This is a genomic window from Tistlia consotensis USBA 355 (assembly GCF_900177295.1).
GTDB classification, from domain to species: Bacteria; Pseudomonadota; Alphaproteobacteria; order Kiloniellales; family DSM-21159; genus Tistlia; species Tistlia consotensis.
This window is the reverse complement of sequence record NZ_FWZX01000039.1, coordinates 1-18,454: the sequence shown is the minus strand read 5'-3', so window position 1 is coordinate 18,454 and position 18,454 is coordinate 1. Positions and strand designations below refer to the sequence as shown.

The following is an 18,454-nucleotide window of genomic DNA, read 5'->3' as shown; positions in this document are numbered from 1 at the left end:
GTACCTGTCCCCAAGAAACTGTGCGAAGTGATTGGCCGGAAACGGCAAATGCCGTATGGCCCGCCCACATATGTGCTCTGACGCGCGGGGACTCAAGAGCAAAGGCCGCTGCTGCGCTGCGGTATCGCCGCTCCGCCGGCCCGCCTGTCCGCCCCCTTGCCAGACTCTGGCGGCGTGGCGATCTAATGGGCCATGAGCAGGCGGCATGACCGGCAGGTGACGGCCGTTCTCGGCCCGACCAACACCGGCAAGACCCATCTGGCGATCGAGCGCATGCTGGGCCATTCCAGCGGCGTCATGGGCTTTCCCCTGCGCCTGCTGGCGCGCGAGAACTACGACAAGGTCGTGCGCCTCAAGGGCGCCGGCCAGGTCGCGCTGATCACCGGCGAGGAGAAGATCGTCCCGCCGCGCGCCCGCTACTTCCTCTGCACCGTCGAGTCGATGCCGCTCGACAAGCCGGCCGCCTTCCTGGCGGTCGACGAGGTCCAGCTCGCCGCCGACCCGGAGCGCGGCCACGTCTTCACCGACCGCCTGCTGCACAGCCGCGGCGTCGAGGAGACGATGTTCCTCGGCTCCGACACCATCCAGCCGCTGCTGAAGCGCCTGGTGCCGGAGGCCTCGGTCGTCTCGCGGCCGCGCTTCTCGACGCTCAGCTACGCCGGCGCGAAGAAGCTGACCCGCCTGCCGCCGCGCTCGGCCGTCGTCGCCTTCTCGGCCGCCGAGGTCTACGCGCTGGCCGAGCTGATCCGCCGCCAGCGCGGCGGCACGGCGGTGGTGCTGGGCGCGCTGTCGCCGCGCACCCGCAACGCCCAGGTCGAGATGTTCGAGAGCGGCGAGGTCGACTACCTGGTCGCGACCGACGCCATCGGCATGGGCCTCAACCTGGGCCTCGACCACGTCGCCTTCGCGCGGCTCACCAAGTTCGACGGCTACGCCCACCGCCGCCTGCAGCCGCCCGAGATCGCTCAGATCGCCGGACGCGCTGGCCGCCACATGGCCGACGGCACCTTCGGCACGACCAACGAGCTGGGAGCGATCGACCCCGAGACGGTCGAGGCCGTCGAAGGCCATTCCTTCGACCCCCTGACCAGCCTCTTCTGGCGCAGCCGCGACCTCGACTTCCGCTCGCCCGAGGCACTGCTCAAGAGCCTGGAGGCGCGCCCCGAGCGGCGCGAGCTGATCCGCGTCAGGCCGCCCGAGGACCAGCAGGCCCTGGCGGCGCTGCTGCGTGATTCCGAGATCCGCGGCCTGGCCGGCGATCCGGGCAGCGTCCGGCTGCTCTGGGAGGTCTGCCAGGTCCCGGACTTCCGCAAGATCCTGTCGGAGCAGCACTCGCGCCTGCTCGGCCAGATCTTCCGCCACCTGCGCCGGACCGAGGGCCGGCTGCCGGAGGACTGGGTCGCCCAGCAGATCCAGCGCATCGACCGGGTCGACGGTGACATCGACGCCCTGGTCGCGCGCATCGCCCACATCCGCACCTGGACCTTCATCACCCACCGCGCCGACTGGCTGGACGACAGCAGCCACTGGCAGGAGCGGGCGCGGCGCATCGAGGACCAGCTGTCCGACGCCCTGCACGAGCGCCTGACCCAGCGCTTCGTCGACCGCCGCACGGCGATGCTGTCGCGCCGCCTGCGCTCCGGCGAGGCGCTGATCGCCGCCGTGCGCCGGACCGGCGAGGTGCTGGTCGAGGGCGAGCACGTCGGCAGGCTGCAGGGCTTCCGCTTCCAGCTCGACGGCTCGATCGAGAAGGGCGACGCGCCGGCCGTGCTGACCGCGACCCGCCGCGCCCTGCAGGACGAGATGCCGCGCCGGGTCAACCGGCTGGAGGCCGACGACGACGGCTGCTTCCGGCTCGAAGGCGACGGCGTCGTGGCGTGGCGCGGCGCCCCGGTCGGCCGGCTGGCCAAGGGCGACAGCCCGCTGCGGCCGCGGGTCCAGCCACTCGACAGCGAATTCCTCGACGGCCGCGCGCGCGAGCGCATCCGGCTGCGCCTGCAGAACTGGCTGACCCGGCACCTGCGCAACCGCCTGGCCCTGCTGTTCGACCTGGAGGAAGCGGCGCTGGCGGGAGCGGCCCGCGGCCTCGCCTTCCAGCTCGCCGAGGCCATGGGCGCCCTGCCCCGCAGCCGGGCGGCCGCCGAGATCGCCGCCCTGGAGCGCGCCGACCGCAAGGCGCTGCAGGGCCTGGGCGTGCGGCTCGGTGCCGCCAGCCTCTACGTGCCGGGCGTGCAGAGCCCGCCGCTGCAGCGCTTCAAGGCCCTGCTCTGGTCGGTGTTCCGCGAGCGCGAGGCCTTCCCGCCGCCCAGCGACCGGGTCGCGCTGCCGGCGCCCGACGACTGGGACGAGGCGACGGCCCTGGCGCTCGGCTTCCGGCTCTGTGGCGGCGCCGGGCGCGGCGGTCCGGGCCGGGAGCGCCGGCGCCTCGCGGTGCGCGTCGAGGCCCTGGAGAAGCTCTCCGCCGCGGCCCACAGGCGCGCGCCACTGCCGGCCGACGGCGCGCTGGCCGAGGCCTGCGGCCTGACCGAGGAGCAGCTGCCGACCGCCCTGGCGGCGCTCGGCTTCCGGCCGCTGCCGGCCGGAGACACCGGTCAGGCGCGGCTCTGGGCACCGAAGCCGAGGCACGAGCGGCATGGCAGGCCGGGCCGGCGCCGCAGCGCGGAGGTCGTCTCGCCTTTCGCCGCGCTCGCCGGACTGAAGCCCTCGCGGAAGCGATGACCGACCAGGCCGCGACCGATCAGGCGGGTGGCGGCAGTGCCTTCCTGCGCCTCGACAAGTGGCTGTTCTTCGCGCGCTTCTGCAAGTCGCGCCAGCTCGCCGCGGCGCTCTGCGAGAGCGGCCGGCTGCGCATCGGCGGCGCCATCGTCAGCAAGCCGCACTACAAGCTGCGGGTCGGCGACGTGCTGACCTTCCCGCAGGGCCGCTTCATCCGCGTCGTCAAGGTCGAGGCGCTCGGCCGGCGCCGCGGCCCGGCCGAGGAGGCGAAGACGCTCTACGAGGACCTGAGCCCGCCGGACGCGCAGCCGCCCCTGCCCCGCCAGGCCGTGGCCGCCGCACCCCATCGCGAGCCCGGCGCCGGCCGCCCGACCAAGCGCGAGCGCCGCGACATCGAGCGGCTGCGCGACGAGGAGTGACAGCCGTCCGCCGGCGCATCCTCGCCCGCACCGAGCGGGAGGTCCCTGCAAGCATCTCCCGCAGCGATCGAAAGACCTACAGCACCGGAAAGCGGGATGGTACCCTCCGGATAGCCTGAAGAATGAGGCATGCCTGGATTCGGAAGCCTGTCCTCGACCTTGTCCCGGTCGGCAGGGGCGGCCGGACAGGCGCCAGGACGGCGGGGGGAAGCATCGATGGTCGTCGACAGGGTCTCGCGCCCGCAGACCGGGGAGGCAGAGGCGTGACGGTCACCGAATTCTTCGGCTACCTCGCCTCGGTGCTCGTGTTCATGAGCTTCTACATGAGCACGATGGTCGCGCTGCGCTCGGTCGCGATCCTCAGCAACTTCGCCTTCATCACCTACGGCTATCTCGGCGACCTCGTGCCGGTGCTGGTCCTGCACCTGATGCTGCTGCCGATGAACGTCTACCGGCTGCAGCAGATCCGGCGCCTGCTCCGGGACGTCGCGAACCTCAAGGACCGCGGCCTGCCGATCGAGCCGCTGATCCCCTTCATGCAGGAACGGCCGATCAAGCGCGGCGAGGTGCTGTTCCGCAAGGGCGACCTCTCGACGGAGATGTTCTACCTCGCCGACGGCCGGGTCCGCATCGTCGAGGTCGGCGCCCTGCTGCAGCCGGGCGAGGTCTTCGGCGAGATCAGCCTCTTCACCCCCGACAACCGGCGCACGGCCACCGCCGTCGTCGAGGACGGCGGCATCGTCTTCCGGCTCTCCGAGAAGGCGGTCCGGCAGCTCTTCCAGCAGAACCCGCGGATGGGCTTCTCCCTGGTCCGCATCATCACCGGCCGCCTGGTCGAGAACCACCGGCGGCTGGAGCAGGCTCGGGCTGCGGGCGACGCTGCAGGCGACGAGCCGGCAGCCGGCATCGAGCCCGGCCCGCCCCCACCGCCCGTGATGCCCGACCCGGAGAGGGTCGGCGAAGCCGAGGCGGTGCTGCGGGCCGCGCACAGGCGCCGGCGGCTCTCCTATGCCGTCCTGGCCCTGGTGCCGATCGTCCTGCTGGCCGGCACGCTCTACAGCCAGCGCCGCTACCTCGCCTCGGTGCTGTTCCGCGACGCGGTCATGACCAACTGGGTCTACGTCGCGACGGCGCCGATCTCCGGGCAGGTCGAGGCGCCGGTGCCGAAGCCGGGCGACCGCGTCGCGGGCGACGGGTCGGTGCTGCGGATCCGCAACCTTCAGGCCGACGACACCGCGGTCGCGCGCCTCGACGCCGAGCGCGCGCGCATGCAGCAGCGGATCAAGGAGCTGGAGACCCGGCTCGCCCAGCTGCAGAGCACCTCGGCGCAGTGGCAGCGCCGCTCCGACGTCTACGCCAAGGTGTTCCGCGACGCGGTCGAGGCGGACCTGGCCGGCCTCGAGGAGAAGCTCGCCTTCACCCGCAAGCAGCTCGACTACTCGAGCCGCGTGGCCAAGCGCATCGAGACGCTGGCGAGCCGCGGCAACGCCTCGCTCTCGACGGCGGACAAGCGCCTCGCCGAGGTCATGGACCTGAAGAGCCAGCAGTCGGACCTCGAAAAGGAGATCGCCCATACCCGGCACCGCGTCGAGGCCGCCAGGGAGGGCGTGTTCATCACCGCGGACGGGACCAATCCCGACTGGGCCTTCGGCAGCCGCGACGTGCTGGACCTCAAGTTGATCGAGGCGAGCGACGCGCTGGCCGAGGCCAAGGGCGCGCTCGCGAAGCTGGCCCTGGAGCGGGAGGCCGCCGCCCAGCAGCTGAAGCGGGACAGCACCGCCGGCGTCTCGCTCCCGGCCGGGAGCCTGGTCTGGAGCGTCGAGGCCGGGCCGGAGGCGACGGTCGGGCGCGGCGCGGCGCTGCTGGAGTGGATCGACTGCCGGAAGCCCCTGGTCGACGTCCCGGTCTCGGAAGTCGATCTCGCGCTGATCCGCGAGGGCGAGAAGGTCGAGGTCCGGGTCGACGGAGTCGACGAGCCGCTGTCAGGCGAGGTCGTCTACAAGCGCGGCGCCGCCGCGCGCCTCGACAGGCGCCAGCTGGCCGCCGTCGCCGAGCAGGCCGGCGACCCGCGCGCCCAGGTCATCGTCGCCCTCGAGAAGAGCGGCTTCGGCCCGGACAACTGCCCGGTCGGCCGGGCGGCCTTCGTCGACTTCCCGACCGTCGGGCCGCTGAGCTCGCTGGCGACCTTCCTCAGGCTGTAGCCGGCTGGTCGAGCGGCGGGCCCGCCGCCCCTACCCCTGCGGCAGCCTGAGCCGGATGACGCCCTTGATCGGCGCGTGGGGATCCTCGACCGGCTCGCCCTTGCGCAGGATCTCGATGCGGCCGGCGCGCGCCAGGTGGCGGGCCTGCTGGTTGACGGCGTTCATGTAGCGGCGCCAGCCGTCGGCGGGGTCGGAGGGCTTGGCGCGCGGCCGCCAGAAGGCGCGGGCCACGGCATCCGGCGCGATCGAGGCGCCGGGGCCGGCCTCCTGCAGCAGGGCCAGGATCGTCTCGGCGACCGGGTCGAGCTTGTCGGCCGGCTTGTCTGGTGCGTTCTCGCTCATGGCGCGCGAGCTAGCACGAAGCGGCCGCGAAGCCCAGCGGAACCGGCCGGCCGACGGCGCGAAATCGTCACGGCACGGTCACCCGCAAGGGCTGGACGCTCCCGGAGTCCGCTCAGTAGAGTCCGCGACACCATGCTGTCGGACCTGAACCAGCTGCTCGCCGCGACCGTGCTCTTCGTCGGAGGCCACTTCCTGCTGTCGAGCCAGGCGCTGCGGCCGGGGCTGGTCGCGCGGCTCGGCGAGACCGGCTTCCGCGGCCTCTATTCGGCGGTCGCCGGGGTCGGCATCGTCTGGATGTGCTTCGACTATGCCGACGCGCCCCATGTCCAGCTCTGGGCGCTGCCCCTGCTGCGCTGGCTGCCGCTGATCCTGATGCCCTTCGCGGCGATCCTGGCGGTCGCCGGGCTGACCACGCGCAGCCCGACCGCGGTCGGCGGCGAGCACTTGGCCGGCGGCATCGAGCCGGCGCCGGGCATCCTCAGGATCACCCGCCACCCCTTCCTCTGGGGCGTCGCGCTCTGGGCCGTCGGTCACCTGGCGGCCAACGGCGACCTCGCCAGCCTGGTCTTCTTCGGCGGCTTCCTGGTGCTGGCGCTCGGCGGCATGCAGCACATCGACCACCGGCGCGAGCGCGCGCTCGGCAGCGACTGGGGGCCGATGAAGCTGACCACCTCGCTGCTGCCCTTCGCGGCGCTGGCGACCGGGCGCACGACCATGGACTGGCGCGGCCTCGGCTGGTGGCGGCCGCTGCTCGGCGTCGCGCTCTACCTGGCGCTGCTCCACCTGCACCCGCTGCTGTTCGGCGTCAGCCCGCTGCCCCTGGGGCTGACGCGCTAGACCTGCCCTAGCCTGCCGCGCCGCTCTCCGGCAGCCCGACGAGCGGGTTCGGCGTCGGCGCCGCGACCCGGCGCAGGCGGTTGGTGTCGCGATGGTCGAAGGCCGGGGTCTCGCCGCGCACCGCCAGGTCCGTGCGCGTCACGTAGCTCCAGCTGTCGTCGTCGTGGAAGGTGATGTCGATCCGGTAGTAGTCGGTGCGGAACGCCTCGTCGAGGAAGGGGGTCGAGCAGATCCCGAAGCGGGGATCGCCGCGCCGCGCCTCCACCGAGATGCGACTGTCGCCCGGCGCCGCCGTGCCGCCGGCCAGCACGACCTGCCCGCGCGGAATGGCGATGGTCTGCATGATCAGGCCCGTGGCCGGCTCCCACAGCCAGTAGCCGACCTGGTCGTGGAAGGTGATGGCCTCCTCGGGCGTGTTGATGTGGATGTGGTAGCGCAGCCCGTAGAGGAGCTGCGGGCCGTTGGGCTGCGGATCGATCGGGTCCATCCGGATGTGCTCGCGGAACAGGCGCCGCTCGGGACCGTCCGCCTTGGGCGCGATGTCGACCCCTCGGTCGGACTCCCACACGCCCGCCAGGCGGCGCAGCGGCCCCAGGTTGGCCAGCGTGTCCGGCGAGAAGTCCTCGGGCTCGGTAAAGACGTCCTCGGGAATGCTCGACATCGGTTCCTCACGCAGCCTGACGGGGGCGAGTGTGCCTCTCCGCCCTCGTCGCAACAAGCGCGCGGATCGCTAGGCTCCGACCAGCGCCTCGGGCTCGCGGTTCCAGAGGACGACGTTCCAGCCGTCCTCCTCGTGGTGGGTCAGGATCGAGAGCTTGCCGGTGCCGAGCTTGGCCGTGCCGGCGCCGGCCGCCTGCTCGAAGGCGCCGGGCACCAGCTTCAGGAAATAGCGCAGCACGCCGTTGGAGCTGACGACCAGCACGGCGTCCTCGTCCGGCAGGCCGGCGACCGCCTCGCGGGCGAAGGCCAGGACGCGGGCCTCCAGGCTCGCCTCGTCGGGCCGCCAGCCGGCCTCGCCCGGCCAGACCGAGCGGTCGCGCCAGGCGGCCAGGGCGGCGCCGTGGCCCTCGGCCGCCAGGGCGGCGTCGGACTTGCCCTCCCAGGGCCCGTAGTCGATCTCGCGCAGCCGCTCGTCGATCAGCACCGGCCGGTCGAGCCGCGCCTCGGCGAGCGCGATCCTGGCGAAGTCGGCGGTGCGCTTCAGCGGCCCCGCGTAGACCCGGTGCGGATCGATCCCGGCGGTGCGCAGCGCGTCGCCGAGGGCGCGCGCCTGGGCCTCGCCCTTCTCGACCAGCGGCAGGTCGCTCGCGGCGCCGACCATGACCGGGGTGTCGCCCGGCGCGAAGGTGTTGCCGTGCCGGGCCAGCAGCAGGCGAGCCATGAAACCTCCTAGTCCTCGTCCTGACGATCGATGCGGTGCCGGCCCTCTGCCCCACCCGGCCCCCCCGACGACCGTATCCTGGAATGGCTGGCCGGGTGGGGCGGAGGGCCGGCGACGTCTCACTCTGGTTCGAATCGCGCGCTGCCGTCGTAGCGGGCGAGCAGCTCGCCCTCCTCGGCGATCAGGCGCTCGGCGATGGCGGCGTCGTCGGGGCTGTCGACCGCCCAGTGGGTGCGGCCACGGTAGTCGACCTGGACGACCCGGACGGTCATGCCGTTCTCCAGGGCGCGCAGCTGCTCCAGCCCCTCGGCGCGCTCCAGCGGTCCCGGCTCCAGCGAGACGTAGCGCGCCAGGGCGGCCGGCTGGAAGCCGTAGAGGCCGATGTGGCGGAACACCGGCAGCGGTTCGACGGGCTCGCGCAGGAAGGGGATGACCTGCTTGGAGAAATAGAGCGCGCGGCCGCGGCGGTCGAAGGTCACGGTGGTGCCGCCGACCTGGCCGGTCCTCTTCTGCTCGACCAGCCGCCGGTAGGCCGCCTCGCTCATCCGCACCGCGGGAGTCGCGACCTCGGCCGCGGCGTCCTCCGCCAGCACGGCCGCCAGGGCGCCGATCACCCAGGGCGGGGTCAGCACGGCGTCGCCCTGGACGTTGACCGCCGGGCGGTCCTCCAGGCCGGCGCGCTGCAGGGCCTGGTGCATGCGCTCGGTGCCGTTGCGGCAGGCCGGGTCGGTCATCACGGCGCGGCCGCCGAGGCCCTCGACGAAGGCCGCGATGCGCGGATCGTCGGTCGCGACCAGCACCTCGGCGACGCCCGGCGCCGCGGTGGCCAGGGCCCAGACGCGCTGCAGCAGCGGCACGCCGGCGATGCGCGCCTCCAGCGGCTTGCCCGGAAAGCGGCTGGAGCCCCAGCGCGCGGGAATCACGGCGACCACGTTCATCTGCGTCCCTTCCGGGCTCACGTCCCTGCCCCCGCCGCCCCGGTCTCCAATCGTTCCGCCATCGATCCCTCCGCCAGCACCTCGAGCCGCGCCCGGTAGTGCCGGGCCGGCGGAAAGGGCGGCGCCGGCGGCCGGCCGGCCGCCTCGCGCCGCTGCTCGAAGATCAGCGCGCGCAGCAGCCAGAGGATCTCGCAGGCGCGCAGCCGCCCGGTATCGGGCGCCGGCCCGCCGGCCCCGTCATAGCCCTCGCGGAACGCGGCGTACAGGGCCGGCTCGGAGACCAGCCAGCCGCCGGCGTCGAGCGCCGTCCAGTGGCGCAGCTTGACCAGGTCCAGCTCGGCCGGCCGCAGCACCGCGTTGTCCCAGTCGATCGGGACCGGCTCGCCCGCCTCGCCCCGCAGCACGTTGAGGCCGTGCAGGTCGTTGTGGCAGAGCGCCGGCCGCGCCCCGGAGAAGTCGGTGGCGGCGGCCTGCCTGAGCGCCGCCGACAACGGCGCCTGCAGCCCGGCCGCGGCCAGCGCCCGCTCCAGGTCGCGGCCGAACAGCGCGCCGGGATCGAGCGGCGGGCCGCCGAGCTCGCGGAAGGTCTCGGCGCAGGCGGCGAGCGGCAGGGCGTGCAGCTCGGCGAGCAGCGCGCCGAGCCGGCGGTAGGCGGCGAGCTCCGGCGCCTCGCCGAGCGCCCGGCCGGGCAGCGCCTGCTGGATCGACCAGGGCCGCGCGCCGTGGCCGGCGGCCAGCAGCTCGGGCCCGTGCGGCAGGCGGCCGGGCGCCGGCCGCTGCAGCGCCGCCGCCATCGCCGCCTCGACCGCCGCGGCGCCCCCGCCGCGCGCGCGCCAGGCGGCGGCGACCACCGCCTCCTTGGCGATGTCGGGCTCGTAGGCGAAGGCGACCTCGGGGAGCCGCCGGCGCAGCAGCAGCGGCCGTCCGCGCCACTCGAAGAAGCGGATCTCGTTGACCGCGCCGCGGCGCCCGCCGCCGAAGCGCGCCTCGCGGCCGGCGGCGGCGCCCAGGCCCTCGGCGATCAGCAGCCGCGCCTCGGCCTCCCCGGCCACCGGGTCCTGCGCAGCCGACACGGGGTCAGGCCGGCCGGCGGACCAGCGCGAGGCCCAGGCCGACGGCGACCAGGGCAGCGCCCGACAGCCGCTCCTGCCAGAGCCGCAGGCGGCCGCCGAGCGCGCGGCGCGACCCGAGCGCCGCCAGCCAGCCGTAGCCGAGCAGGATCGGCAGCTCGATCGACCAGGACAGCAGCAGCAGGAGCGCCATCTGCAGCCACAGCGGCCAGCCGCCCGCCGGGTCGAGAAACTGCGGCAGCAGGGCGCCGAAGAACAGCACCGACTTGGGATTGGCGAGCTGGCCGACCAGGCCCTGCAGGAAGCAGGCGCGCGGCGTCACCCGGGCCGAGGCGGCCAGCGCTGCGGCCGGCGGCGGCGCGCCCCGGGGACCACCTCGCGCCTGCCAGAGCGTCCGGAGCCCGAGCCAGATCAGGTAGCCGGCGCCGGCGCACTTGACCGCCTCGAAGGCAAGCTGCGAGGCCAGCAGCAGCGCGCCGAGGCCGGCCGCCGTCACCAGGAAGTAGACGCCGTTGCCGGCCAGCACGCCGAGCGCGCCGTAGAGGCTGGCGCGGCGCCCGGCCCGCACGGCCTGGCCGACGACCAGCAGCACCGCCAGGCCCGGGGTCGCGCTCAGCACGGCCTCGGTCAGGGCGAAGCCGAGGATCAGCTCCAGGCCCATGGGCCGCGCCGCCTCCGCTCAGCTCTGCTGGCGGTTCAGCAGGCGCAGGCGCAGGGCGTTGAGCTTGATGAAGCCCTGGGCGTCGCGCTGGTCGTAGACGCTGTCCTCCTCGAAGGTCACGTGCTCGAGGCTGTAGAGCGAGTTCGGCGACTTGCGGCCGACGACCGAGACCGAGCCCTTGTAGAGCTTCAGGCGCACCGTGCCGGTGACCGGGCCCTGGCTCTGGTCGATGGCGGCCTGCAGCATCTTCCGCTCCGGGCTGAACCAGAAGCCGTTGTAGATCAGCTCGGCGTAGCGCGGCATCAGCTCGTCCTTGAGGTGCATGGCGCCGCGGTCGAGGGTGATCTGCTCGATGCCGCGGTGCGCGACATAGAGGATCGTGCCGCCCGGCGTCTCGTAGATGCCGCGGCTCTTCATGCCGACGAAGCGGCCCTCCAGCAGGTCCAGGCGGCCGATGCCGTTGGCGCCGCCCAGTCGGTTGAGCTCGGTCAGCAGGGTCGCCGGGCTCATCCTCTTGCCGTCGACGGCGACGGCGTCGCCCCTCTCGAACTCGACCTCGACGTAGGTCGGCTTGTCGGGCGCCTGCTCCGGGGCGACGGTGCGCGAATAGACGTACTCCTCGGCCTCCTGCCAGGGATCCTCCAGCACCTTGCCCTCGGCCGAGATGTGCAGGAGGTTGGCGTCGACGCTGAACGGCGCCTCGCCGCGCTTGTCCTTGGCGATCGGGATCTGGTGCTCTTCGGCGAAGGCGATCAGCCTGGTCCGGCTGGTCAGATCCCACTCGCGCCAGGGCGCGATCACCTTGATGTCCGGCTTGAGGGCGTAGTAGCCGAGCTCGAAGCGGACCTGGTCGTTGCCCTTGCCGGTCGCGCCGTGGGCGACGGCGTCGGCGCCGGTCGCCTTGGCGATCTCGATCTGGCGCTGGGCGATCAGCGGCCGGGCGATCGAGGTGCCGAGCAGGTAGAAGCCCTCGTAGAGCGCGTTGGCGCGGAACATCGGGAAGACGAAGTCCTTCACGAAGGTCTCGCGCAGGTCCTCGATGTAGATGTTCTCCGGCTTGATGCCGAGCAGCTCGGCCTTCTTGCGCGCCGGCTCCAGCTCCTCGCCCTGGCCCAGGTCGGCGGTGAAGGTGACGACCTCGCAGCCGTAGGTCGTCTGCAGCCACTTGAGGATCACCGAGGTATCCAGCCCGCCGGAATAGGCGAGCACCACTTTCTTCACGTCGCTCATCGAAAGGTCCATCGCTGGAAGGGGCCCGGGCCGCACGGAACAGCGCCCGGCGGCCGGCTTAAGCGCGCGCGAGTATAGCCGCGCGCCCTGCCGGGGCAAGGGACTGCCCCGGCAGGGCCGGCTTCCGCTTTCCGAACCCCTCCCGAAGGCCGGGAAGGCGCTCGCGGGATCAGGCGGCGAGCGTGCCCTTGGCCTTGGCGACGTGGGTGGCGATCGCGTCCATCAGCGGCGGCGACAGGCAGTCGTAGGGCTCCAGCCCCATCCCCTTGAGCTGTCCCCGGATCGCCGGCAGCAGGTCCGGCGGCGTTCCGGCCTCGATGATCGAGGACACGAAGGCGGCGAACTCCGGCGGCGACCAGCCGTCCTGGCTCGACAGCTCGGTGTGGATGAAGTCGAGGCCGTAGAAGGGATGGTCCTTGTTCTCGATGCGGCCGTACATGTGCACGCCGCAGCCGGTGCAGGCGTAGCGCTGGATCGCCGCCGAGGGGTCGACGACCTTCAGCTTGTCGCCGTTCTCGACGACCTTCACGGCGTCGCGCGGCACCACCGCGACCATCGAGAAGGTCGCGCCGTCGGGCTTCCAGCACTTGGTGCAGCCGCAGACGTGGTTGTGGGCGCTCTGGGCCGAGATCTGCACCTTCACCGGCCGGTCCTTGCACTTGCAGACCAGCATGCCGCCGGAAAAGCCCGGCGAGGCCGGCTTGATGCCGTGATCGACGCTCGGATGAATCGATACCGCCATTGGGTCCTCCTCCCCTGCTCGTTCTGTTCTGGGTCGCGGAACCGGCGTCTCGCGGACAGGGAACAGCAACAGCCGCCGGTCCGGGGCCGAGGCGGTCAGGCCTCACGCCCAAAACGAGTATATGTCGACCCGGCCTTGCGAGAGTAGAGGGAAGACTCGCGCTGCGCGGAATCGCGCCGGGCACGGCCGGCCCGGCCGTGCCATCAACTTTCCGCCAGCCCCCCTTGCGGAGCCGCCGGCGCGGCGTAAATCGGCGACGGAAGGTCGTCGCGGCCCGATCCTCACCCCGTCGTGGCCGCGTCGTGCCGAGGAACGTCCGACAGCCCGGAGGAGACAGCCATGCCCCTCGCCGCGCGCCGCGCGCTCATGCTGGCCCTGACGACGGCGACGATCGCCGGCCTGCTCGCCGCCTTCCTGACCCTGGTCGGCGGCCGCGACGCCGGCCCGCTCGGCCTCGCGATGGCCGGCTGCTTCCTCCTGACCCTGCCCTGGACGGTGATCGGCTTCTGGAACGCCGCGCTCGGCTGGTGGCTGCTGCGCCGCGGCGAGCGCGGCCTGGCCGCCGCGGCGCCGCTGGTCGAGAGCGGCTGGCGCGACCGGCCGCTGGAGACACGCACGGCGCTGGCCGTGCCGGTCTTCAACGAGGAGCCGGCGGGCGTCTTCGACAAGCTGGAGCGGCTGCTCGCCGACTTTCGCGGCCGCCCCGAGGCCGAGCGCTTCGAGCTGTTCCTGCTGAGCGACAGCAGCGACCCGGCGGTCGTCGCCGAGGAGGAGGCGCGCTTCGCCGCGCTGCAGCTGCGCCACGGCCCCGATCACGGCCATCACCTGGCCCTGCACTACCGCCGGCGCGACCGCAACGACGACAAGAAGGTCGGCAACCTGCGCGACTTCGCCGAGCGCTGGGGCGGCCGCTTCGACTTCCTGCTGGTGCTCGACGCCGACAGCCTGATGTCCGCCGCGGCGGTCCTGCGCCTGGCCCTGCTCATGCAGGCGAACCCGCAGGTCGGCATCCTGCAGAGCCTGGCGGTCGGCCTGCCCAGCGCCAACGCCTTCACCCGCCTGTTCCAGTTCGGCATGCGCCACGGCATGCGCGCCCACACCCTCGGCGCCGCCTGGTGGCAGGGCGACGGCGGCCCCTACTGGGGCCACAACGCGATTCTCAGGCTCGAGCCCTGGCGCCGGCACTGCCAGCTGCCGCGGCTCGCCGGCCGGGCGCCCTGGGGCGGCCTGATCCTGAGCCACGACCAGGTCGAGGCGGCGCTGATGCGCAAGGCCGGCTGGGAGGTCCGCGTGCTGCCGATCGAGGACGGCAGCTTCGAGGAGAACCCGCCGACCCTGCTCGACTTCATCCGCCGCGACCTGCGCTGGTGCCAGGGCAACCTGCAGTACCTGGGGCTGCTGGCGCGGCCCGGCTTCCGGCCGCTCGGCCGGCTGCAGCTGCTGCTGGCGATCCTGATGTACGTCGGCGCGCCGGCCTGGATGGGCTTCATGGCCCTCGGCCTCGCGAGCGCCCTGGGCGCCGGCGGCGAGCTGGTGGCCGGCCCCCTCGCCTACGGGCTCTTCGCGACCATGCTGCTGCTGATCTTCGCGCCCAAGCTCTGGGGCGTCGTCGACGCCCTGCTGAGCCGCGAGCGGCGGGCGAGCTACGGCGGCGGCGCGCGCCTCGCGGCCGGCTCGGCGCTGGAGTTCCTCTTCTCGCTGCTGCTCTCGCCCAGCGTCGCGCTCGCCCAGACCCTGTTCGTCGCGCGCCTGGTGCTGCTGCGCCGCGGCCTCGACTGGCAGGCCCAGCGCCGCGCCGGCTACCGCCTGGGCTGGGCCGAGGCGGCGCGGCGGCTCTGGCCGCAGACCCTGGCCGGCCTCGGCGTGACGGCCCTGCTCGCCGCCACGGCGCCAAGCGCCCTGCCCTGGGCCGCGCCGGTGCTCGCCGGCTGGCTGTTCGCCGTCCCCTTCGCCGTGCTGACCGCCCGCCCCGCCCTCGGCGCCTGGCTGACCCGCCGCGGCCTCGCCGCCGTCCCCGAGGAGCTGGCGCCGGCGGCTCTGCCGGCCCTGCCCGGCGAGCCCGAGCCGCTGCCGCCCGTGCCCGTGCTCGCTCCGGCGCCGGAGGCGGCGTAGAAAGGGCGGGCAAGAGACTCTGAGATATCTTGAATTTTCACCCTATAAGGGTTAAATGATGGGGTGGAAAAACGATCGCCGCACTACGATCTCGTAGAGATTCAAGCGATGGTTCTGCGCTTGGGCGCTTCCGCCTTCACTAAGTCCGCATTGGATGGTGGTCGCGCAATGGGGTTGACGACGTCAGAAATGATGACTGTGGTCGCTTCACTGACACGCCGCCACTTCTACAAATCTATGACGACCTTCGCTGACCACAGGATATGGCAGGATGTCTATCACGCGGCAACGCCAATGAGACGCGACGCCTATATCAAGGTTACCCTGCGCGATACTGCTCCAGTTATTCAATTCAAGGAGAAGTAGTCTTGCCGAGAGACTGCGTAATCTGTGATGGGCATGGTGATTTGGTGCGCTTCGAAGACGAAGTGTTCAGTGTGGAGCATGCCGGCCAGGAGACAGAGGTAAGAGGTCTTTCCGGCTGGCGCTGCGCCGCCTGCGGCGAGATCGAGTTCGACGCGGAAAGTGCGCAGCGCTATGCGGCAGCAGGCGACGAACTGGTACTTAGGGCTCGCGCGAGGCAGAGCCAGGAAATCCGCAGGATTCGCCGCAAACTCGGCCTGAGCCAAGCAGCGGCTGCCCGCCTCACGGGAGGCGGGCACAACGCCTTCTCACGGTACGAGCGCGGCGAAGCAACTCCTCTGCCCGCCGTGGTCAATCTTTTCCGCCTCTTGGACAGACATCCGGAGCTTCTGAATGAGCTTGTCCGAGATCCTTCCGCATGAGGTGAAGACACAGGCTTGGAGAGAAGACACAGGCCTGGAGAGTCGATGCGTCTCTCGATGTTCAGGGGCGCCAAGTCTTTGGTCCACTGACGATCAATTCCTTGGCCTGGAATCGTCGCCCCTGTCCCTGCAGGCCATAGGAGACAGCGGCCTCCTCAAGTTGGAAGTGTGCAAAAAGTCGCCGAGTGTGCTCGGTCGCATTGATAGTCAATAGAAACCGCCCCCGAAGGCGGGCAAGCACGTCGGCCAACCGCTCGTGATCCGCTGCTCCGTACTCTTGCCCATATACCCTTTCCGATCCGTGGTAGGGGGGATCCAAGTAGAAGAGCGTCCCTGGCCGATCATAGCGCTCCAGGAAGTCCACGTAAGGAAGGCGCTCGACCACGACCCCGGAGAGCCGTTCATGCGCGACTTCAAGCAATGGAACGACCTTCCTCACGTCGAAGCGAGCCGGCATCTCGGGGGTTACGCCGAACGTCCGGCCAGTGACCCTGCCTCCGTAGGCAAGCCGCTGTAGGTAGAGAAAGCGGGCCGCCCTTTCGAGGTCGGTTAACGTGGACAAATCGGCGGCCAGCAGCCGGTCGAACTCGGTCCGTGAGGTGATCTGCCATCGAACCGTCTCGATCAGAGCATTGCAGTGCCGCTGCAGCATGCGGAAAAGGTTCGCGACATCTCCAGACAAGTCGTTGATCACTTCGACTTTGGGCCGCCGGGTTCGCCGGAAGAACACCCCACCCATTCCGACGAAGGGCTCGGCGTAGGTCGTGCAAGCAACATCATCGAGAATCGAAGTCAACCGCTTCGCCAGAGTTCGCTTTCCTCCTATGTAGGCTGCGACCGGGAGCGTCGGGGCAACGTCAAGAAGTGGCTGTGCCGAAAGACAACGACGCTGCCGTGAAATCGGACTTCTCCTCACTTCCGCGCTTCCCCGATCATCGTCTGGAGCGCGCCGCCGAGCCGGCGCAGCGCGCCCGCGGGCGGCTCGGTCCCGCCGGCGGCGGCCTTGTCGTCGGAGCGCTTGACGACGTAGAGGCCGCCGACGCCGGCCAGGGCGTAGACCACCCACTGCAGGGCCGCGATGGTGTCGGGCAGCAGCACCGGCTCGCGCCAGCAGATCAGCAGGGCCGTCGCCGCCGCGGCGAGGCCAATCGCGACCAGGGCGTAGATGATCGTCGGCCGGGCGCGGCGCACGTAGGCGTCCTCGCTGCCGGTCATGGCGCGCCAGGAGGCCTCGCGCTCGGCCAGGCGCCGGGTCTCCTCGGCGGCGAGACCGAGGGCGCGCCGGGTCAGCGCCTCCTGGAAGCGGGCGAAGAGCGCCGGGTCGGCCTGGATCGCGGCGGCGGCCGTCTCGAGGTCGGGCTCGCCGGTCAGGCCGCTCGCGATGCCGCCGGCGGCGTCGACCAGGCGCGTGCCGATCGGCTGGTCGCCCTCGATCAGCTCCTTGATCGCCGGCAGCGCGGCGCCGGCGAGCGACAGCAGCAGGGGGATCATCGCGAGGCTCCGTCGGAAAAGCTCGGCCGGACCAGGCCGTCGATGCGGCTGTGCAGCCGCTCCATGCCGCTCGACAGCTGGTCCTGGCCGCGCTCCAGGCGCTGCAGGTGCGGCATCAGGTCCTCGCGGCGCATGGTGTCGTCGCGCAGGCGGTCGATGCGCCGGTGCAGCTCGGCGTCGCGGCCCAGGCTCTCGCCCGACTCCTCGCGGATCCGCCCGAGCAGCCAGCGCACCGTCGCCCACTGCGCCCCGGCGACCGCCGCCATCAGCGTCAGCAGCGACGACAGCTCGGCAAGCGAGTGGCCGAGCATCAGCGAACACCTCGGCGGGAGGGCGAGGATGACAGGATCGCGTCGGGCGATATTGGGGAAGGCATAGCTTTCGATCTCTCCAGGAAATGACATTCCAAGACTAGCCATGTTCTGCGCTCGTGACACCTGCTGAAAACATAGAAATATATCTACCAAACTTTAGTTTCTAACGCAACCGTGGCTAGAAATAAGAACACTACGAAAGATGGATATTCAAGTATTCTAGATTCCCGTCAAATATCACCTCCCCATTCAACAATGCAAAATCCACTCGCGCCCGACGAACCGTTGGCGTTCGAATCACCATTGCCCCCTCCTCCGCCACCTCCGTAGAAGGAACCGACTCCTGCCCCCCCAGCGCCACCGGGACTTCCAAGACCCCCAGCGCCTCCAGGCGAATTGCCTCCACCCGCCACGGGAGTGCCACCGGCACCACCGTTGCCGGTCGAGCCAGCCGCACCGCCTCCACCACCGCCTGGTCGAGAACCGCTATTCGAGCCAGTGCCGCCTTGGCCACCACTATAGTTCGCGTCGCCCCCGGATCCGGCTCCTGACGAACCACCAACGCCTAATGAACCTTTCGCCCCTCCTCCTCCGGCACCCGCCTGGACATAGCCGCCGAAGTCGGTGTTGCCACCTGTGCCCCCATTTGCATCAGGGCCGCCGCCACCACCGCTTGCGCCAATCGTGACAGCGATGATCTGGCCGGAGGTGACTGAGATAACTTTGCTGGCAGCCCCTCCACCGCCACCGCCTCCTCCACCACGAATGCCGATGGTCCCTCCCCCACCGCCGCCGCCGCCTCCGATAGCCGTCACACGAATGCGGGTCACGCCAGCAGGCACGATGAAGGTCCCGTCGGCAGCAAACGTCTGAGCGCCGTAAGGGAGTAAGCGCTCACTTAACCCCCTCCTGGCCAGCCTGACCTGATCGTGCGAAGACCCCTCCGCTTTGGACGGAGGTGTCTGCGTGGAACGAGACGGCAAAATGGGCGGCCCTTTGGGCGTCTCAAAGGAAGGCTATGCGGGCCGGCTGGAGGTTCTCTCGGGTCCGACGGGGCGCCGACAACGCACGGAGGCGGATAAGGCGCGGATCGTGGCGGAGAGCCTGCTGCCGGATGCCCGGGTCGCCGAGGTGGCGCGCAAGCACGGGGTGACGCGCTGGCAGATTTACGACTGGCGCAAGAAGCTGCGGAAGGGGCATCTGGCGCTGCCGGACG

The 18,454-nt window shown here is 71.5% G+C and carries 20 protein-coding genes; 8 read left to right on the top strand and 12 right to left on the bottom strand.

The features are described 5' to 3' along the window. Positions 1 to 192 precede the first annotated feature (192 nt). The 3 genes from B9O00_RS28670 (at position 193) to B9O00_RS28660 (ending at position 5,335) form a co-directional block, all read left to right on the top strand. Positions 193 to 2,718, top strand: a complete 2,526-nt coding sequence (locus B9O00_RS28670; RefSeq protein WP_085126247.1) for a DEAD/DEAH box helicase — start codon at positions 193 to 195, stop codon at positions 2,716 to 2,718. Then, the gene (locus tag B9O00_RS28665) at positions 2,715 to 3,134 is read left to right on the top strand and encodes an RNA-binding S4 domain-containing protein (RefSeq protein ID WP_085126245.1); all 420 of its coding nucleotides are present in this window, start codon (positions 2,715 to 2,717) and stop codon (positions 3,132 to 3,134) included. Before B9O00_RS28670 ends, B9O00_RS28665 begins: the two co-directional genes overlap by 4 nt. 263 nt (positions 3,135 to 3,397) lie before the next feature. After that, positions 3,398 to 5,335, top strand: coding sequence for a cyclic nucleotide-binding domain-containing protein (locus B9O00_RS28660; RefSeq protein ID WP_159460357.1), 1,938 nt, complete (start codon positions 3,398 to 3,400; stop codon positions 5,333 to 5,335). A 30-nt stretch (positions 5,336 to 5,365) separates the two neighbouring features. On the opposite strand, the gene B9O00_RS28655 is transcribed toward B9O00_RS28660, so the two are convergent. After that, entirely contained in the window at positions 5,366 to 5,677 is a 312-nt protein-coding gene (locus B9O00_RS28655; protein ID WP_085126242.1) for a DUF3253 domain-containing protein, read from the bottom strand. A gap of 132 nt (positions 5,678 to 5,809) precedes the next feature. On the opposite strand from B9O00_RS28655, the gene B9O00_RS28650 reads away from it, so the two are divergent. After that, on the top strand, positions 5,810 to 6,514 hold the full coding sequence (locus B9O00_RS28650) for an NnrU family protein (RefSeq protein ID WP_085126240.1): 705 nt from the start codon (positions 5,810 to 5,812) through the stop codon (positions 6,512 to 6,514). Positions 6,515 to 6,521: 7 nt separating this feature from the next. On the opposite strand, the gene B9O00_RS28645 is transcribed toward B9O00_RS28650, so the two are convergent. The 7 genes from B9O00_RS28645 to gfa all read right to left on the bottom strand — a co-directional run bounded on the left by B9O00_RS28645 (position 6,522) and on the right by gfa (position 12,536). After that, positions 6,522 to 7,175 (bottom strand): FABP family protein, encoded by a 654-nt coding sequence (locus tag B9O00_RS28645; RefSeq protein WP_085126238.1) that lies wholly within the window; start codon positions 7,173 to 7,175, stop codon positions 6,522 to 6,524. 69 nt (positions 7,176 to 7,244) lie between these two features. Then, complete coding sequence (locus B9O00_RS28640) at positions 7,245 to 7,895, bottom strand: histidine phosphatase family protein (protein ID WP_085126236.1); 651 nt, start codon at positions 7,893 to 7,895, stop codon at positions 7,245 to 7,247. Between the two features lie 119 nt (positions 7,896 to 8,014). Next, positions 8,015 to 8,833, bottom strand: a complete 819-nt coding sequence (locus tag B9O00_RS28635; RefSeq protein ID WP_085126235.1) for a 3-deoxy-manno-octulosonate cytidylyltransferase — start codon at positions 8,831 to 8,833, stop codon at positions 8,015 to 8,017. 17 nt (positions 8,834 to 8,850) lie between these two features. Beyond that, complete coding sequence (locus B9O00_RS28630) at positions 8,851 to 9,885, bottom strand: phosphotransferase (RefSeq protein ID WP_089229831.1); 1,035 nt, start codon at positions 9,883 to 9,885, stop codon at positions 8,851 to 8,853. Between the two features lie 25 nt (positions 9,886 to 9,910). After that, the gene (locus B9O00_RS28625; RefSeq protein ID WP_085126231.1) at positions 9,911 to 10,564 is read right to left on the bottom strand and encodes a LysE family translocator; all 654 of its coding nucleotides are present in this window, start codon (positions 10,562 to 10,564) and stop codon (positions 9,911 to 9,913) included. An 18-nt stretch (positions 10,565 to 10,582) separates the two neighbouring features. Beyond that, the gene (locus B9O00_RS28620; protein WP_085126229.1) at positions 10,583 to 11,794 is read right to left on the bottom strand and encodes an argininosuccinate synthase; all 1,212 of its coding nucleotides are present in this window, start codon (positions 11,792 to 11,794) and stop codon (positions 10,583 to 10,585) included. Positions 11,795 to 11,963: 169 nt separating this feature from the next. After that, a complete protein-coding gene (gene gfa, locus B9O00_RS28615; protein ID WP_085126227.1) occupies positions 11,964 to 12,536 on the bottom strand; it encodes an S-(hydroxymethyl)glutathione synthase in 573 nt (190 codons plus the stop codon). A gap of 291 nt (positions 12,537 to 12,827) precedes the next feature. On the opposite strand from gfa, the gene mdoH reads away from it, so the two are divergent. The 3 genes from mdoH to B9O00_RS28600 all read left to right on the top strand — a co-directional run bounded on the left by mdoH (position 12,828) and on the right by B9O00_RS28600 (position 15,433). Continuing rightward, complete coding sequence (gene mdoH / locus B9O00_RS28610) at positions 12,828 to 14,648, top strand: glucans biosynthesis glucosyltransferase MdoH (RefSeq protein WP_268810796.1); 1,821 nt, start codon at positions 12,828 to 12,830, stop codon at positions 14,646 to 14,648. Positions 14,649 to 14,711: 63 nt separating this feature from the next. Beyond that, entirely contained in the window at positions 14,712 to 15,014 is a 303-nt protein-coding gene (locus tag B9O00_RS28605; RefSeq protein ID WP_085126223.1) for a type II toxin-antitoxin system MqsR family toxin, read from the top strand. Further along, the gene (locus B9O00_RS28600) at positions 14,912 to 15,433 is read left to right on the top strand and encodes a type II toxin-antitoxin system MqsA family antitoxin (RefSeq protein ID WP_085126221.1); all 522 of its coding nucleotides are present in this window, start codon (positions 14,912 to 14,914) and stop codon (positions 15,431 to 15,433) included. Before B9O00_RS28605 ends, B9O00_RS28600 begins: the two co-directional genes overlap by 103 nt. A 61-nt stretch (positions 15,434 to 15,494) precedes the next feature. Here the strand turns inward: B9O00_RS28600 and B9O00_RS28595 are convergent, their stop codons facing one another. The 4 genes from B9O00_RS28595 to B9O00_RS34375 form a co-directional block, all read right to left on the bottom strand. Further along, positions 15,495 to 16,349, bottom strand: a complete 855-nt coding sequence (locus B9O00_RS28595) for a DNA adenine methylase (RefSeq protein ID WP_437123435.1) — start codon at positions 16,347 to 16,349, stop codon at positions 15,495 to 15,497. Continuing rightward, positions 16,346 to 16,924, bottom strand: a complete 579-nt coding sequence (locus B9O00_RS28590; RefSeq protein WP_085126219.1) for a 3TM-type holin — start codon at positions 16,922 to 16,924, stop codon at positions 16,346 to 16,348. The genes B9O00_RS28595 and B9O00_RS28590 overlap by 4 nt, the downstream gene beginning before the upstream one ends. Next, entirely contained in the window at positions 16,921 to 17,235 is a 315-nt protein-coding gene (locus B9O00_RS28585; protein ID WP_085126217.1) for a hypothetical protein, read from the bottom strand. The genes B9O00_RS28590 and B9O00_RS28585 overlap by 4 nt, the downstream gene beginning before the upstream one ends. A 233-nt stretch (positions 17,236 to 17,468) precedes the next feature. Next, entirely contained in the window at positions 17,469 to 18,053 is a 585-nt protein-coding gene (locus B9O00_RS34375) for a glycine-rich domain-containing protein (RefSeq protein ID WP_496196061.1), read from the bottom strand. 151 nt (positions 18,054 to 18,204) lie between these two features. Here B9O00_RS34375 and B9O00_RS32785 point away from each other — a divergent pair. After that, positions 18,205 to 18,454 (top strand): transposase (locus B9O00_RS32785; RefSeq protein ID WP_200808696.1); only part of this gene is annotated, 250 nt, incomplete at its 3' end.

Excerpts from the sequence above, each read along its gene's own strand:
- B9O00_RS28670 (WP_085126247.1), top strand. The coding sequence starts at position 193 with ATGAGCAGGCGGCATGACCGGCAGGTGACGGCCGTTCTCGGCCCGACC.
- B9O00_RS28665 (WP_085126245.1), top strand. The coding sequence starts at position 2,715 with ATGACCGACCAGGCCGCGACCGATCAGGCGGGTGGCGGCAGTGCCTTC.
- B9O00_RS28655 (WP_085126242.1), bottom strand. The coding sequence starts at position 5,677 with ATGAGCGAGAACGCACCAGACAAGCCGGCCGACAAGCTCGACCCGGTC.
- B9O00_RS28650 (WP_085126240.1), top strand. The coding sequence starts at position 5,810 with ATGCTGTCGGACCTGAACCAGCTGCTCGCCGCGACCGTGCTCTTCGTC.
- B9O00_RS28645 (WP_085126238.1), bottom strand. The coding sequence starts at position 7,175 with ATGTCGAGCATTCCCGAGGACGTCTTTACCGAGCCCGAGGACTTCTCG.
- B9O00_RS28640 (WP_085126236.1), bottom strand. The coding sequence starts at position 7,895 with ATGGCTCGCCTGCTGCTGGCCCGGCACGGCAACACCTTCGCGCCGGGC.
- B9O00_RS28635 (WP_085126235.1), bottom strand. The coding sequence starts at position 8,833 with ATGAACGTGGTCGCCGTGATTCCCGCGCGCTGGGGCTCCAGCCGCTTT.
- B9O00_RS28625 (WP_085126231.1), bottom strand. The coding sequence starts at position 10,564 with ATGGGCCTGGAGCTGATCCTCGGCTTCGCCCTGACCGAGGCCGTGCTG.
- B9O00_RS28620 (WP_085126229.1), bottom strand. The coding sequence starts at position 11,794 with ATGAGCGACGTGAAGAAAGTGGTGCTCGCCTATTCCGGCGGGCTGGAT.
- gfa (WP_085126227.1), bottom strand. The coding sequence starts at position 12,536 with ATGGCGGTATCGATTCATCCGAGCGTCGATCACGGCATCAAGCCGGCC.
- B9O00_RS28600 (WP_085126221.1), top strand. The coding sequence starts at position 14,912 with ATGGCAGGATGTCTATCACGCGGCAACGCCAATGAGACGCGACGCCTA.
- B9O00_RS28590 (WP_085126219.1), bottom strand. The coding sequence starts at position 16,924 with ATGATCCCCCTGCTGCTGTCGCTCGCCGGCGCCGCGCTGCCGGCGATC.
- B9O00_RS28585 (WP_085126217.1), bottom strand. The coding sequence starts at position 17,235 with ATGCTCGGCCACTCGCTTGCCGAGCTGTCGTCGCTGCTGACGCTGATG.